Here is a 15,907-nt window from a genome sequence, read left to right as displayed (position 1 = left end):
TCTTCCTCTTTCTCTACCTTACAAATCGCGAAGCATCTTCTTTAACTCAATTAACTTATCACGATATTCTGCCGCAGCCTCAAAGTTCAACTCTGCAGCAGCATGGTTCATCTTCTTCTGAACATCTGCAATCAGCTTCTCCAATTCCTTCTTATCCATGGATTCCGGATCTTTCTTGAATTCCATTTCATTCTTGGCTACCTTCTTGGAAATACTGATTAACTCACGGACAGATTTCTGAATGGTAGTCGGCGTAATGCCATGCTCTTCATTATATTTCTGCTGAATCTCACGGCGGCGCTTTGTCTCATCAATCGCAACCCGCATGGAGTCTGTAATCTTATCTGCATACATGATAACATGACCTTCACTGTTTCTTGCCGCTCGTCCGATAGTCTGAATCAGTGAAGTCTCGGAACGCAAGAAACCTTCCTTGTCCGCATCAATAATTGCCACTAATGTAATTTCCGGTATATCAAGTCCTTCCCGCAAAAGGTTAATTCCCACCAGCACATCAAATACATCCAGCCGTAAATCCCGGATAATCTCTGCCCTTTCCAAAGTATCAATATCCGAATGCAGGTATTTCACACGAATACCCACTTCACGCATATATTCTGTCAAATCCTCTGCCATTTTCTTGGTCAGTGTCGTTACCAGCACCTTATGTCCTGCCGCAGTCTCTTTATTGACCTCTCCAATCAAATCGTCAATCTGGCCTTCTACCGGACGCACTTCCACGTCAGGGTCTAAAAGTCCTGTCGGTCTGATGATCTGCTCTACCCGCAAAAGTTCATGTTCTTCTTCATAATCATTTGGTGTTGCAGATACAAACAGCATCTGGTCTATCTGGCTTTCAAACTCTTCGAAGTTCATTGGCCGGTTGTCTTTTGCCGAAGGCAGACGGAAACCATAATCCACAAGCGTTGTCTTTCTGGACTGGTCTCCCGCATACATTCCACGAATCTGCGGAATCGTAATATGGGACTCATCTACCATAATCAGGAAGTCATCTGGAAAATAATCAATCAGTGTTAACGGTCTCGAACCTGCCGGCTGTCCGGATAAGTGCCTGGAATAGTTTTCAATTCCACTACAGAAGCCTGTCTCTTTTAACATTTCAATATCAAAATTCGTCCGCTCGGCAATCCGCTGTGCCTCTAAGAGCTTATCTTCCCCCTTAAAGTATTTCACACGCTCTTCCAGCTCTGCTTCAATGGTATCGCATGCACGCAGGATTTTCTCTCTTGGCACTACATAATGGGATGCCGGAAAAATACTGATATGATTCAGACTATTCTTAATCTCGCCGGTCAATACATCGATTTCTGTAATCCGGTCTATTTCATCGCCAAAGAATTCTACCCGGATAGCAGTCTCTCCACGGTCTGCCGGAAAGATTTCCAAAACGTCTCCCCGTACCCGGAAGGTGCCTCGCTGGAAATCCATATCATTTCTTGTATATTGTATATCAATCAACTGCCGGATAACATCATCACGATCCCGTTCCATGCCCGGCCGCAGAGATACCATCATCTTCTGGAAGTTCTCCGGTTCACCTAGTCCATAGATACAGGATACACTGGAAACGACAATAACATCCCGCCGTTCCGTCAATGCTGCTGTAGCAGACAGACGCAGTTTATCAATCTCATCATTCACAGAAGAATCCTTTGCGATATAAGTATCCGTGGATGGCACATATGCCTCCGGCTGGTAGTAATCGTAATAGGAGACAAAGTACTCTACTGCATTTTCGGGAAAAAATTCCTTGAATTCTCCATAGAGCTGCGCCGCCAGCGTCTTATTATGCGAAATAATCAATGTCGGTTTATTCATCTGGGCAATGACATTTGCCATGGTAAATGTCTTACCGGAACCAGTTACACCCAGTAGTGTTTCAAACTGATTGCCCTCTTTAAATCCCTTCACCAGCTTCTCAATTGCCTGCGGCTGGTCTCCGGTGGGTTGATATTTGGAAACTAATTTAAAATGATCCACTCAATTTCTCCTCTGTTCATTTACTCTTCCTTTAGTATTACCACGTTTCTCCGCTCATTATAGCATCCCTCAACAAAAAAGTACAGAACAAAATCGAATGTTTGTTCTGTACTCATTTTACTCTGACCTTTTTTATTTCTATTTCATTTGCTCTTCTGATGAATATCAGTGCTTTAGAAATCTTTTTTAATCTCTGCCACCAGCTCATCCAGCTGTTCCAGTTGTTCGTTCTTTAATGAAGATTTAATACTTACCTTTGGTTCAATAATCTTCATGTCTTTCATTTCCGCAATCTTATCTGCCATCTGTTTTCCAGCTGTTGCTGCCCAGGTACCATTATCCAGAATTGCAACGGTACGTTTCTGTACGGCAAGTGCTTTCATGTCATTCAAGAAGTTCTCCATAACCGGATAAACGTTTCCATTATAAGTCGGAGCTGCCAGTACAATATGGCTGCAACGGAATGCTTCTGAAATCAAAGTGGAAACATGTGTATTGGATACATCATATACTGCAATATTGTGAATGCCTGCTTCTGCCAGCTTTGCTGCGAGTACATTTGCAAGATTTTCTGTATTTCCATACATGGACGCATAAGCAATCATAACTGCTTTCTCTTCCGGCTCATAGCTGCTCCAGGTATTGTATTTATCCAGAATGTAACCAAGATTGGAACGCCAGATTGGTCCATGCAGCGGACAGATAATAGAAATATCCAGTCCTGCCGCTTTCTTCAAGGTTGTCTGAACCGGTCCGCCGTATTTTCCAACAATATTGGTATAATAACGTCTTGCGTCATCCAGCCAGTCACGGTCAAAATCAATTTCATCATTAAAAATATTTCCGTTCAATGCGCCAAAAGTTCCGAATGCATCTGCTGAAAATAATACTTTGTCCGTTTCATCATATGTTACCATTACTTCCGGCCAGTGTACCATCGGTGCCATCACAAAGTGAAGGGTATGTTTTCCGGTATTTAATGTCTCGCCTTCTTTCACAGTAACGGAACGTTCTGCAATATCAAAGGTATAGAACTGCTGTATCATGCCAAAGGTCTTGGCATTTCCCACAACCTTTACTTCCGGATATCTTCTTACGATTTCTTCAATTAATGCACAGTGATCCGGTTCCATATGATTCACAATCATGTAATCCAGTTTTCTTCCATCCAGTGCAAATGCCAGATTTTCTAAAAACTGTCCTGCAATGGAACGGTCTACGGTATCTAATAATACTGTTTTTTCATCTTTTAAAAGATAGGAATTATAGGATACGCCTCTTGGAATCGGGAATACGTTTTCAAATAAAGCAAGTCTCCTGTCACTTCCACCAATCCAGATTATATCTTCTGTTACTTTTCTTGTGCAATGCATCTATTTTCCTCCTTTTGTCATATTTACTGTTATAATGTAATTTAATTATTATAAGTCGATTTAATTTTTGTATTTTTATTCTTAAGCTTTTCTTCCGCAGCACTGTTTGTATTTCTTGCCACTTCCGCATGGGCACGGATCATTCGGGTAAACCTTTGCTGCCGCACGTTTCTTCGGTACGCCCTGTGCAGTCTCATCCTTATTGGTTCCGGTTACTTTTGCAACCTGCTCTCTTTCTACCTTCTGCTCTACTCTGACATGGAATAACAGACGGACGGTATCTTCCTGAATACTGTTAATCATCTCTTCGAACATATCATAACCGCTCATCTTATACTCTACCAGCGGGTCTCTCTGCCCATAAGCCTGTAAACCGATTCCCTGACGCAGCTGATCCATATCATCAATATGATCCATCCACTTACGGTCAATAACTTTCAGTAAAATAACGCGCTCTAATTCACGGACAGCTTCCGGCTCCGGGAACTCTGCTTCCTTCTCCTCGTAGAGTTTTACAGCCTGTTCTTTTAAAGCATGTTTTAACTTCTTCTGATCCTTGTATTCTTTTGCCTGCTCCGGTGTCACCTGCTGAAGTGGAATAATTGGAATCAATAACTGGTTCAGTTCATTAATGTCCCATTCTTCCGGTGGTAAATCCGGCGAAATACAGGTATCTACTGTATTTTCCACTCTGTCGGTAATCATCTTATAGATAACATCGCGCATGCTCTCGCCATTCAATACGCGGAGACGTTCTGCATAAATAATCTCTCTCTGGTCATTCATAACCTGATCATATTCCAACAGATTCTTACGGATTCCAAAGTTATTTCCCTCAATCTTCTTCTGTGCCTTTTCAATTGCACTGGTCAGCATCTTATGCTGAATCTGCTCGCCTTCCGGCACACCCAAAGTATTAAACATGCTAAGCAGTTTCTCAGAACCAAACAGACGCATCAAATCATCTTCCAGCGAAATGAAGAACTGGGATTCTCCCGGGTCTCCCTGACGGCCGGAACGTCCTCGCAGCTGGTTATCAATACGTCTGGATTCATGACGCTCAGTACCGATGATTTTCAGACCGCCGGCTTCCTTTGCTTCATCATCCAGCTTAATATCAGTACCACGACCAGCCATGTTGGTTGCGATGGTAACCGCACCATGTACACCGGCCTGTGCTACAATTTCAGCCTCTAACTCATGGAATTTTGCATTCAAAACTTTGTGTGGTATACCACGCTTATTCAACATGGAGCTTACCAGCTCAGAAGTATCGATATTGATGGTACCAACCAGAACCGGCTGTCCTTTCTTGTATGCTTCTTCTACTTCATCCACAACAGCATGGAATTTTTCTTTCTTGGTCTTATAAACAGCATCCTCTTTATCCACACGGATAACCGGTCTGTTGGTAGGAATCTCGATAACGTCCATTCCATAGATGTCACGGAACTCTTTTTCCTCTGTCAAAGCGGTACCGGTCATACCTGCTTTCTTATCATACTTATTGAAGAAGTTCTGGAACGTAATATTGGCAAGGGTCTTGCTCTCACGTTTTACTTTTACATGCTCTTTTGCTTCAATTGCCTGATGTAATCCATCAGAATAACGCCGGCCCGGCATAATACGTCCGGTAAATTCATCTACGATTAATACCTGATCGTCCTTTACCACATAATCCTGATCACGGAACATCAGATTGTGTGCACGCAATGCTAAAATGATATTGTGCTGAATCTCAAGATTATCCGGATCTGCAAGGTTATCAATGTGGAAGAACTGTTCTACCTTCTTTACACCTTCTAATGTCAGATTGACTACTTTATCCTTCTCATTTACCACGAAGTCTCCATCTTCTTCGATTTCCACTCCCATGATAGCATCCATCTTGGTGTATTCCTTCTGGTCTTCACCACGTTTCATCTGTCTTGCCAGAATATCGCATGCCTCATAAATACTGGTGGATTTGCCACTCTGTCCGGAAATGATAAGCGGTGTTCTTGCCTCGTCAATCAACACAGAGTCGACCTCATCGATAATTGCAAAATGAAGTCCACGCTGTACTAACTGTTCCTTGTAAATTACCATGTTATCACGCAGGTAATCGAATCCCAATTCATTATTGGTAATATAAGTAATGTCGCAGTTATATGCATCCTGACGTTCCTTAGTGTCCATGCCGTTAAACACAACGCCAACAGTCAGTCCTAAGAATTCATGAACCTGTCCCATCCACTCAGCATCACGTTTTGCCAGATATTCGTTGACAGTTACAACATGTACTCCTTTTCCTTCCAATGCATTTAAGTATGCCGGCAGGGTAGATACCAATGTTTTTCCTTCACCGGTCTTCATCTCAGCGATACGTCCCTGATGCAGGATAATACCACCAATCAGCTGAACACGGTAATGTTCCATTCCAAGCACTCTCTTCGCTGCCTCACGAACGGTTGCATATGCTTCCGGAAGCAGATCGTCCAGTGTCTCACCATCGGCAAGTCTCTTTTTGAATTCTTTTGTCTTATCCTTTAACTGCTCATCAGTCAGTTCCTGCATGGCAGGCCGATAAGACTCTATCTTATCTATAAGCGGATAAATTCTTTTTAATTCTCTTTCGCTATGTGTTCCAAAGATTTTTTCTATTGCTTTCATATAATGCTCCTATCCATAATTTTGCTTACGCAACTATGAAATATTGTACCACTATCTGCCTTTCTTCACAATATCTAATCCCATGAACGTTTTATAAACTTTTTGTTAAATCAGTGGACTTTTTACAAACAGATGCTATAATAGGCAAAGATTGAACAGGCGATTGCAAAATGGAAAAACAGAATAAGATATTTTTATAGGTGGAAGACTTCACTTCTTTTTAATGGATATGAAATATCTCGTAACTCTTAGCACTTTATTTTTCTTGATTGAAGACTGTCTTTCCGGTTGCTTTGACATAGGATTCCAGAACTGTCCGCCGGTTGCGGATACAACGCCAAACCCGCAAGGGGCACTAGGAATTTCGATGAAATCATGATTATGTCCGGCAACCGGTGTATATTCACATCCATGTTCAGATACACCTCACTGGCACATCCCTGTGCCAGTGTTGCCGGTTGCCAGTGAAATTCCAAGTGCCCCTAGCAGCTTTGCCAAGGTATCCGCACTCCGGCGGACAGTTCCGGAATTTCTTGTCAAACATTGGAAAGACAGTTGATATAACAAAAAGAAAAATAAAGCGCTTAGAGTTACAATATTTCATATCGGAAAAGAAGAGGAGCCTTTCACCTCATAAAAAATATGTCATACACTATTTTTCATTTTGCAATCGCCTGGCAACAAGTCCAGGTATAGAAAGGAGTTTCTTATGCATTACACATACAAAACCAAAGGAACCTGTTCCACCCAGATTGATTTGGATTTAGAGGGAAATGTTTTAAAACATGTTACCTTTACCAACGGATGTAACGGCAACTTAAAGGCTATCTCTTCTTTGGTAGAAGGATTAACGGTAGAAGAAGTAGAAGAAAAATTAAAGGGCATCACCTGTGGATTCAAATCCACTTCCTGTGGCGACCAGCTTGCCCAGGCATGCTTAGCAGCCCTTGAAGCGCAGAAAAAAGAAGCATAACAGAACAAAGAATGTGCCTTGGCACATTCCCGCGCCTGCGGCGGTCGCTTGCGACATCTACCTTATACGCTGCAGTGCGCATCCTCGCGGAGCGTTTTTTACTTTACAGGAAAGCAATTCCCTGTAAAGTGAAAAAGGGCATCATCTAAATTCTCTTAAGATGATGCCCTTTCATACTATTTCGTCCATTGGACTTTTACCTCATTTCGTATATTTCGTCTTCAATCCCTGAACCCTTCCTCCTGAATCCGTTCGCTTCTGAGTCCTGTTGGACTGGAACCATATCTTTACGTTGCCGTTCTGATTCTCCATCCACTTTTCTTTTGTATTTACCTCAGGTTTTCCTTCCGATTCTGAATCCATGAACTGAATCTGATTTTATTATTTATTATGTCAGGTTTCATAATATCTATCAGCTCTGCATTGGACCGTACCTTCCTTTCTTACTATTGCGTTTCTCTTCGTCTAAACGCTTGTCCGATTCTGATTTAATATCCTGGTGGTATCGACCTCCTCTTACATTATTATGAGTTTGTTCCTTCTCTTTCTGGTGGAATCTCCTCCTTACTTTGTTTCCGTTCATTTGTTTCTTTTGATGATTTGATTATATCTAACTATAGTTCATTTGTCAATACTATTTTTAGAATTTTCTTAATTATTTTTCGTATTTACTTTATTATATTGCATATATTGTGTAAATTATCTGAATTTTCAGTTTTATTTAAATTGTTAAAACAACTACAGGAAACATATGTAACTGTAATCTGTCTGCGATGCCATTTCCTATTCGCTGACTTTCCACTCTACCTGGGCACTTTCTTCCTTCTGAAGAGAAAGCAGAAGAGTAAATAACTGATGAATGGTCTCCATCAATTTCTGGCTTGGAAGAATTGCATACTGGGCCAGCCGTTCCAAATCAAAATAGCGGACATTCGGATCCGGCAGGAATACCATGTTGGTGCTCCGCACTTCTTCTCCACAAGTCTCAATATTTTCATAAGTAATCATTACAAATTCATTTCCATGCTCTTCGCAGGAATAGGCTGTATAACACTCATCTACTACCCACTGCTTTCCGTCGGCTTCTACAACCGGCTTTTCGGATTCCTCTTTATATTCGCTGGTCTTCATCTCAACATTCCAGTGCTGCTTTCCTTCTTTGGTTCTCTCATATAAATGCTCTAATGTGCTGTTTAAAAATTCTGGTGTCATTTTTGCTGTCTCCTTCTATTTTCTATTCTTTTTGTACTGGTACTTTTATGTTGTGGCTGTCCGCAGTTGCATTCGGACAGCCCCGGTTATTTTTGTCCTGTTTTTCTATTATAACACAGCCGCTTCTGCTGTGAAACCATAAGAAATAATACTTTTTAATGCCTTTTCTTTAACGAAGCCCGGATTCCTTTGCCTCTGTTTCCAGTCCGCTGGCAAGATAATCTGCCATGGCAATAATCTGCCGCTGGATATTCCAGAATGTCTGTAAATCTTTTTCATAATTACCGGCAAGCCGCTCACTGATTTCCTGTCCAATCAGTTCTACATGCATACGGAACATTTCTTTTAATGCACTTTCTTCATATTCCGGTGTTGCAGATGCTAAAAGTTCTGCGATGCGGTCTGCATTTTCGTTTAACCGGCGTACCTGCTCCGCCATATCCTTCGTTCTCCCTTCTTTTTTCTGGGTAATCAGTCCACCGGTAAGTTCTACATGGCGCACCAGTAAATCTCTGAGGCTGTGCACCGTATTTTCCGGATAATATCTGCCGAAAAGGTCTGCTATTTCCTCTGCATTATCAATTAATGCAGTAACCAGCTCCTGCTGATCCGGCAAATCCGCCGCCATGCTGACCAAAAGCATCCGGAGCAGGTAAGTATGATTCAGCCATGCCATCCGCATCAGTTCTTTTAAATTTCCTTTTCCGTTGTTATTGGAAATCCCGGAATTTCCTGTATTTCCCGACATTTCCGGTCTTGTGTATTCTCTGCCCGGACATATTTCTATCTTCATTCCAATCTGTAAATTGTAAGGATTTATCCTTGGATTGCTTAAAATAATAGAGGATACCGTTGTCTTATACTGCCGGGAAAGTTTGTATAATGTATCCCCAGCTTCCACGGTATGTTCGATTGAATTGCTGCAGTTCACGCTGACCTCTTTCCATTCTTTCTTACTTTCGTATTAGTTTATGTCAAAAATGTTGATTGGTTCCCCGATTTGCTCTTGCCAGGGAATGCGATTGCGTATACAGTAAAGGAAAAGCATGTTTTTGCGAGGTGTATTATGTCCATTAAAATATTCGTTATGACCCACAAACAATTTAAAGCTCCCACTGATTCCATGTATGTTCCCCTGCAGGTCGGACATGCAATTTCTCCGGAATTGGGCTATCTTGCAGATGATACCGGAGATAATATTTCCCGGAAAAACAAAAGTTTCTGCGAGCTGACCGGCATTTACTGGCTCTGGAAAAATTACCATGCCTGCGATTATATCGGCATCTGTCATTACCGCCGTTATCTCATAAATAGGCAGGGGCTTATTTTCACGGAAAATGAGCTGATGCGGCTGCTTCAGAATCATGACATGATTACACCAAAGCTTCTGACTTTAAATACTTCCTATTTTAATGGTTTCAGTCAGAACCATCACCAGAAGGATCTGCTGATTACTGAGCAGGTCATTTCTGAAAAATACCCGGACTATGTGCCTGTTTTTCACCATATGGTTCATGATGTACATACTTATTTTGGGAATATTTTCATTACTTCAAAGGAACGATTTGATGCCTACTGTGAATGGCTGTTTGACATTCTCTTTGAAGTGGAACGCCGGGTCGATATCAGCAGCTATGATAATTACTGCAAGCGGTTGTTTGGATTCCTGTCGGAATTTCTGTTAACAGTTTACATTGCGAAGCAGAATCTCTCCACTTATGAATGTATGGTGGGGATGTCCGGCGAAAAACATGAAACAAGAGTGCTCCGGGAATCTCTGGCAAAATGTTTCGCAGATGGTGACTACCAGAAAGCCCAGTCCATTTTCATGGAAAACTATGTGAAACGTCCGGACATTCTGATGGAAGCTTCTGATATTACCGGCGAACTGCGCCTTTGCATGCAGGTGATTTCTACCTGTTCCTTCGAACAGGAACTTTACGGGCATAACCTTTTAGATATGATTCATGATTATCATTCCCTGATGGAATTCTGTCACCGGTTAAATGAAATTGTAAATCATTTTCTTACAGGAACAGAGTCTGCCGCTGATATTTCATGGCTCAAAAAATCCACTGCTCTCTCTCCGAAAGCAGTGGATATAGCGATTCAGATGTTCTGTTCTGATGAGGACTTAAAAGAGAAAGTATTTTCAAAAATCTGTTCCCATCTCAAAGATTTTTGAATTCCGGCTTCTTCCTTCTAATCTGCCCATCTTTCCGGTCTCATCTGTTTCTACTGGCAGGCTGCCACAGAAACGGTCCGGCATCCCGGTGAAATAATTTCGCAATGGTCAGAGAATGTTACGGTCATTCCCTCTTTTTCAAAAAATGCTTCAATTGCCGCTTTGAGCATACCCTCTTTACCATCACATGCACAAAATCCTAACGGTTCTACAACGGCTGTCTCCGCATCATGAAAGCTAATACGGTATGGCAGGCGTTGTTCATGTAACGCTGCATTCAGGTGTGCAATCTGGTTATAAGTAAATTCCTGTCTCATAAGCACCCCTCCTCTACGGTCGTATGACAACTCTCTCGTATTACTTCTAGATATATATATTATAACTCAATTTTCTGAAAATATAAAGTAAAATGTATTTACTTTCTGTTATATTTCTATTACCATATTAGTATATTACATTAGGTCATTGTCAACGAGATAAGTTGATACCGGAAAACTTTGGTATCGAAGAACCTTTTGTTTTTATAATATGAAATACCTGCATTTCTTATGTGTGTGTTTCGCTTGATGGTAAACTGTCTTTCCGTTGCTTTGACGGAATCTCTGCACTGTCCGTCGATTGTAGATGCCACCTAACGGCTGCAAGGGGCACCGGAAATTTCGGACAATATATCACTTTATCCGGCAACCGGTGCAAATTCACATCCGTGCTCATATGCACCTCTCTGGCACATCCCTGTGCCAGTGTTGCCGGTTTTCAGGCGAAATTCCAAGTGCCCCTAGCAGTCGTTATAAGGCATCTGCATTTCGACGAACCGTACAGTGATTTTGTCAAACATTGGAAAGATAGTTTTTATAACCAAAAGTGAAACACACACATTAGAAATTCGGTATTTTTATATCTAAAACAAAGGTCTTCGATACCAGAAGTTTTCCGGGGACAACGTATCCTTGTGCGGTCAATACCTGAGTATATTAAATCAAAAGAGGAGAATGTTATGTATGAATGTCCCAATTGTGGAGGAAATCTGAGGTTTGATATTCCAACACAATCACTTTTCTGTGACTACTGTCACACACAGCTGAATCCTTACAGCTATCAGAAGGATCACGATGCTGTGGAGACATCTACTTATGATGTCAACATTTTCACCTGTCCGCAATGCGGCGGTGAAATCTTAAGTACCGAGAATGCTGCAACCGGATTCTGTAGTTTCTGTGGTGCTTCTACGATTCTTGACAGCCGGATTGCCAGGGAAAAACGTCCGGACTACATTGTTCCTTTCCAGATTACCAAGGAGGACTGCAAGAAGGCTTATGGCAAAATGATGCGCCATGCCATTTTTGCCCCTAAGGAACTGAAAGACCCTCGCAATGTAGACAATTTCCGTGGGATTTATATGCCTTACTGGGTATATAACATTACCCACGAAGGTACAGTACAGCTGCCGGCTGAAAAAAGCCACCGGGAAGGTAACTATATTGTAACCGACCACTATAATCTGCTCTGCCAGACGGATGCCTATTATAAAGGGCTCTCTTATGATGCGTCTTCTTCTTTTTCGGATGTTATCAGCGAGAATATTGCTCCCTTTGATGTGCGCGGCATGAAAAGTTTTACTCCGTCCATTCTGTGTGGTTTCTATGCTGATACTGCCGATGTGGACAGCGATATTTATCTGGAGGACGCAAAAGCCATTGCCAATGAACAGACTTATTCCAAAGTCAAAAAAATACCTGCCTTCCAGGAATTTAATTTTATTTATCCGGAAACAAACCATTATATGAGTTATGCATTAAATACGGAATGCAAGGAAGCTGCCAGCGCCATGCTTCCGGTATGGTTCTTATCCTACCGTAACAAAGACCGCGTTGCCTACGCTACGGTCAATGGACAGACCGGAAAGGTTGCTGCTGATATCCCGGTAGATAGACGTAAATTTTTACTCGGTTCCTTTCTACTGGCTATCCCGGTTTTTCTGCTTTTAAATCTTTTCTTTACCATACGGCCTGCTTCAACCCTGATACTTTCTGCGGCACTGGCACTTTTTGCCTCCATTATTTATTTTGTGGAGCTGAGCGAAATCCATAGTCAGGAAACCTATGAGAATGACAGGGGATATCAGTCCAAACAGGGAAATGTCAAGAAAGAAGCCAAAGTAAAAGTAAACTTAAAGCCCCATAAAAGCATGAAATCTAAATTCGAAAAAATAATTCCTTATCTGTTTTTAGGTGTATTTGCAATTCAGGTTCTAATGGGAATCTTTAGTTCCGGCGGTTTTTCATTTTCTAAAATTGTCATGCTTATTGTTATCGGCGGTGGGGTTCTGACTTCGCTGTTTGGATTTTCCCAGTTCAGCGAAACAACCACCCGTGGAAAAATTCCGGGATTCCTAGGAGCTTTAATTTCCATTGCTGCTGCTGGAATGATTACTTTCCTGCATCCGGTTTCCGACCTTTATTACTATGGTGGTGCAATTGTATCTTTTGCCGGTATTATTTTTACGCTTCTTAGCATTTTAAAGGAATACAATATGCTTACCATGCGGAAACTGCCGCAGTTTAACCGACAGGGAGGTGATGACCGTGCCTGATACATATAAGAAGAAATACAGCTCTTTTTCTGCAAAAATAATTCTTGGCTGCCTGCTTGCATGTTTCTTCCTCTTACTTAACGGAAGTATTACCTGCAAAGCCGAAACCAAGACCTATACCAATAAAAGCACCGGTTATCAGGTTATCGTTGAGGACGATGCCAACCTTTTAACAGACGAGGAAGAAACCACCCTTGGAAAAGAGATGGCTCCGATTACCACTTACGGAAGTGTTGCTTTTAAATCCATCGATTACAATCCTTACTATTCTACTGAGGATTATATCCGAAGCTATTACCGCGACACCTTCGGTTCCACCAGTGCAACCGTATTTCTCATTGATATGGACAATCGGAACATCTGGATTCACAGCAACGGAACCATTTATGAAACCATTACGAAAAGTTATGCCAACACTATCACCGATAATGTATACAAATATGCCTCTGATGGTGATTATTACACCTGTGCATTTACCGCTTTTGGTCAGATTAATACATTGCTCGAAGGGCGAAAAATTGCGCAGCCGATGAAATATATCAGTAATGCCTTTTTAGCAGTTATCATTGCTTTGTTGTTAAATTATTTTCTGGTACGTTCCTTCTCCCGTGCGAAGAGACCATCGAAAACAGATCTTTTAGGAAAGGTATTTACACAGTGCAATATTGTCAATCCAAATGTCCGTTTTATCCGGCAATCCCGTGTCTACAGTCCGCCTTCCAGCAGCGGCAGCGGTGGCAGTAGCGGTGGCAGCAGCGGTGGCGGCGGTGGCAGCAGCAGTGGCGGTGGCGGCGGTGGCGGCGGTCACAGCTTCTAATCCCAAGACCTGCCTTTTGCCGTTTCATACCGCTATTTCATAACCTGTAGAACCTGCCACCGGCAAATTCCTGCAGATGTCCGGCAATAGCAAAAATCCCATGGAGAATATTTCTGTTTTCCATGGGATTCTTTTGACGTTTTTTATATTGATATTTTTTATACTGCTTTCTTTTCTAAATTTTTCATGATATTTAATTCACGCAGTGCATAGAAAATGGCAACGACAGCTGCAGCGGCATCTGCGATTGGTCCTGCATACATTACTCCGTCGATTCCCATAAACAAAGGGAAAATAAGAATCAGCGGCAGTAAAAACAGCACCTGCCTGGTCAGTGATACAACAATACCAAGTCTGGCTTTTCCAATGGATGTAAAGAAACTAGAAGACATTGGCTGGATTCCATTGATAAATGTCATAAACATAAAAATTCTGAAATACCGCTCTGCGAACTGGAAATATTCTGTACTTCCATCACCAAATACCGTCACCAGCTGATGTGGAAATATCTGAAATACAATAAAAAATGCAACACCCACCAGCACGGATATCTCAAAGGCACGCCAGAATGTTTTTCTTACTCTCCCAAAACTTCCCGCTCCATAATTAAAGCCCCAGATTGGCTGACAGCCCTGGGAAATTCCAATACAGATTGCCATAAATACCATATTTACTTTTGAGATAATTCCAACGCAGGCAAGGGGGATATCTGTTCCATATACAGACATTTCTCCGTAATGACGCAGCGTATTATTCATGGTAATCTGCACGATTGCCATGGCTATCTGGTTGATGCAGGAAGCCATTCCCAATGCTGCAATCACTTTCATATATTTTACCCTTGGACGAAGCATGGAAAACCGAAGTTCCATTTTTCGGAATTTTACAAAATATATAATAACAAGCAGACCTGATACAAACTGTCCGATTACAGTCGCCCATGCGGCTCCTTTGATTCCCCAGTTAAATGTAAAAATAAATAACGGGTCTAAAATCGTGTTGATAATTGCGCCCACAAGCATGCAGGTCATGGAATAGGTCGGGCTTCTGTCCGCACGAATCAGATGCGTTCCACCGGTTGTGGATACCAGAAACGGGATTCCAAAGGCTGTAATAAATGTATAATCCTGTGCATATGGCAGCACATCCGGTGTTACACCAAATAAATACAGCAGCGGATTTAAAAACAGCAATACGATTGCTGCAATTATCACTCCACAGATAAACAGAAGACCCAGTCCTGTTCCTGCAATCTTATTTGCTTCTTCTATATTTCCTTTTCCGGTCTCCAGATTATAATTGGATGCACTTCCGATTCCAAGTAACAATGCCGTTGCCGTGCAGATAATTGATACCGGAAATGCAATATTTGTTGCGGCATTTCCAAGCATGCCAACGCCCTGTCCGATAAATATCTGATCTACTATATTATAAAGGGAACTTACCAGCATGCTGATGATTGCCGGTATTGCAAAGCGGGCAATCAGTTTCCCGATTTTTTCTTCCGCCAGCGGATTCTTCGTAGTTTCTACTGTGTGTTCCATCACGGTCTCCTTTCTTTCTCCGGCGAGGGGGAAAGCTTAAAACTTAATATATATAATCAATTGGTTATTCAGCAATTAACTGTTTTTTAACGGAAAATGCCAACAGTTCTTAGGTGCATGTTTTTCTTGATTGTAAACTGTCTTTTGCCTGCTTTGACTGGAATACTGTACTGTCCGCTGGATACGGATGCCACATAAGTCCTGCAAGGGGCACTAGGAATTTCGATTTACAGCCTGCTTTGTCTGGCAACCGGCACAAATTCACATCCATGTTCAATTGTGCCTCGCTGGTACATCCCTGTACCAGCGTTGCCTGTTGTCAGACGAAATTCCAAGTGCCCCTAACAGTCCTTAAAATACATCCGTATTTCAGCGAACGGTGCAGTATTACTGTCAAACATGGAAAAGACTGTTTTCATAGCAAAAAGAAAAACATGTACTTTAGAACTGTGGGATTTTCCAGTCCCAAACAGGCAATTGGTGAATAACCAATGATTTTGTATTATCTTATAAGCTTTCTCCATCGCCTGCATAAAGCATTTCATACCGAACGATTG

11 protein-coding genes are annotated in these 15,907 nt (G+C 41.8%); 4 read left to right on the top strand and 7 right to left on the bottom strand.

The annotated features are described in order from the left end of the window. Positions 1–18 precede the first annotated feature (18 nt). From uvrB to secA, 3 genes are all read right to left on the bottom strand, one after another. Complete coding sequence (gene uvrB, locus DWY37_RS04105; protein WP_118544451.1) at positions 19–2,001, bottom strand: excinuclease ABC subunit UvrB; 1,983 nt, start codon at positions 1,999–2,001, stop codon at positions 19–21. Positions 2,002–2,174: 173 nt separating this feature from the next. Next, the gene (locus DWY37_RS04100; RefSeq protein ID WP_118544452.1) at positions 2,175–3,374 is read right to left on the bottom strand and encodes an FprA family A-type flavoprotein; all 1,200 of its coding nucleotides are present in this window, start codon (positions 3,372–3,374) and stop codon (positions 2,175–2,177) included. Between the two features lie 81 nt (positions 3,375–3,455). Beyond that, positions 3,456–6,026: a preprotein translocase subunit SecA gene (gene secA / locus DWY37_RS04095; RefSeq protein WP_117946347.1), complete on the bottom strand. Its 2,571-nt coding sequence runs from the start codon at positions 6,024–6,026 to the stop codon at positions 3,456–3,458. A 709-nt stretch (positions 6,027–6,735) separates the two neighbouring features. On the opposite strand from secA, the gene DWY37_RS04090 reads away from it, so the two are divergent. Then, complete coding sequence (locus DWY37_RS04090; RefSeq protein ID WP_022244527.1) at positions 6,736–6,999, top strand: TIGR03905 family TSCPD domain-containing protein; 264 nt, start codon at positions 6,736–6,738, stop codon at positions 6,997–6,999. Positions 7,000–7,782: 783 nt separating this feature from the next. Here the strand turns inward: DWY37_RS04090 and DWY37_RS04085 are convergent. Both DWY37_RS04085 and DWY37_RS04080 read right to left on the bottom strand, forming a co-directional pair. Further along, positions 7,783–8,211 (bottom strand): hypothetical protein, encoded by a 429-nt coding sequence (locus DWY37_RS04085; protein WP_118173023.1) that lies wholly within the window; start codon positions 8,209–8,211, stop codon positions 7,783–7,785. 169 nt (positions 8,212–8,380) lie between these two features. Then, the gene (locus tag DWY37_RS04080; RefSeq protein ID WP_118541603.1) at positions 8,381–9,142 is read right to left on the bottom strand and encodes a LysM peptidoglycan-binding domain-containing protein; all 762 of its coding nucleotides are present in this window, start codon (positions 9,140–9,142) and stop codon (positions 8,381–8,383) included. A gap of 135 nt (positions 9,143–9,277) precedes the next feature. Between DWY37_RS04080 and DWY37_RS04075 the strand changes: the two genes are divergently transcribed. Further along, positions 9,278–10,396: a DUF4422 domain-containing protein gene (locus tag DWY37_RS04075; RefSeq protein ID WP_118541601.1), complete on the top strand. Its 1,119-nt coding sequence runs from the start codon at positions 9,278–9,280 to the stop codon at positions 10,394–10,396. A 50-nt stretch (positions 10,397–10,446) separates the two neighbouring features. Here DWY37_RS04075 and DWY37_RS04070 read toward each other — a convergent pair whose 3' ends face one another. Next, entirely contained in the window at positions 10,447–10,713 is a 267-nt protein-coding gene (locus DWY37_RS04070) for an RDAC family protein (protein WP_117698453.1), read from the bottom strand. 680 nt (positions 10,714–11,393) lie between these two features. Here DWY37_RS04070 and DWY37_RS04065 point away from each other — a divergent pair. Both DWY37_RS04065 and DWY37_RS15790 read left to right on the top strand, forming a co-directional pair. Continuing rightward, on the top strand, positions 11,394–12,989 hold the full coding sequence (locus DWY37_RS04065) for a zinc ribbon domain-containing protein (protein WP_117842139.1): 1,596 nt from the start codon (positions 11,394–11,396) through the stop codon (positions 12,987–12,989). Then, the gene (locus DWY37_RS15790) at positions 12,982–13,806 is read left to right on the top strand and encodes a TPM domain-containing protein (protein WP_158561564.1); all 825 of its coding nucleotides are present in this window, start codon (positions 12,982–12,984) and stop codon (positions 13,804–13,806) included. The genes DWY37_RS04065 and DWY37_RS15790 overlap by 8 nt, the downstream gene beginning before the upstream one ends. A 158-nt stretch (positions 13,807–13,964) precedes the next feature. Here DWY37_RS15790 and DWY37_RS04055 read toward each other — a convergent pair whose 3' ends face one another. Beyond that, a complete protein-coding gene (locus tag DWY37_RS04055; RefSeq protein ID WP_118541599.1) occupies positions 13,965–15,350 on the bottom strand; it encodes an MATE family efflux transporter in 1,386 nt (461 codons plus the stop codon). Positions 15,351–15,907 lie beyond the last annotated feature (557 nt).

This window comes from Roseburia sp. AF25-13LB, assembly GCF_003478915.1.
GTDB lineage: Bacteria > Bacillota > Clostridia > Lachnospirales > Lachnospiraceae > Roseburia_C > Roseburia_C amylophila.
This window is presented reverse-complemented; position numbering and strand designations above follow the sequence as displayed.

Bases quoted from the DNA above. Each gene is read 5' to 3' on its own strand.
- DWY37_RS04100 (WP_118544452.1), bottom strand. From the start codon at position 3,374: ATGCATTGCACAAGAAAAGTAACAGAAGATATAATCTGGATTGGTGGA.
- secA (WP_117946347.1), bottom strand. From the start codon at position 6,026: ATGAAAGCAATAGAAAAAATCTTTGGAACACATAGCGAAAGAGAATTA.
- DWY37_RS04090 (WP_022244527.1), top strand. From the start codon at position 6,736: ATGCATTACACATACAAAACCAAAGGAACCTGTTCCACCCAGATTGAT.
- DWY37_RS04085 (WP_118173023.1), bottom strand. From the start codon at position 8,211: ATGACACCAGAATTTTTAAACAGCACATTAGAGCATTTATATGAGAGA.
- DWY37_RS04075 (WP_118541601.1), top strand. From the start codon at position 9,278: ATGTCCATTAAAATATTCGTTATGACCCACAAACAATTTAAAGCTCCC.
- DWY37_RS04070 (WP_117698453.1), bottom strand. From the start codon at position 10,713: ATGAGACAGGAATTTACTTATAACCAGATTGCACACCTGAATGCAGCG.
- DWY37_RS04065 (WP_117842139.1), top strand. From the start codon at position 11,394: ATGTATGAATGTCCCAATTGTGGAGGAAATCTGAGGTTTGATATTCCA.
- DWY37_RS04055 (WP_118541599.1), bottom strand. From the start codon at position 15,350: ATGGAACACACAGTAGAAACTACGAAGAATCCGCTGGCGGAAGAAAAA.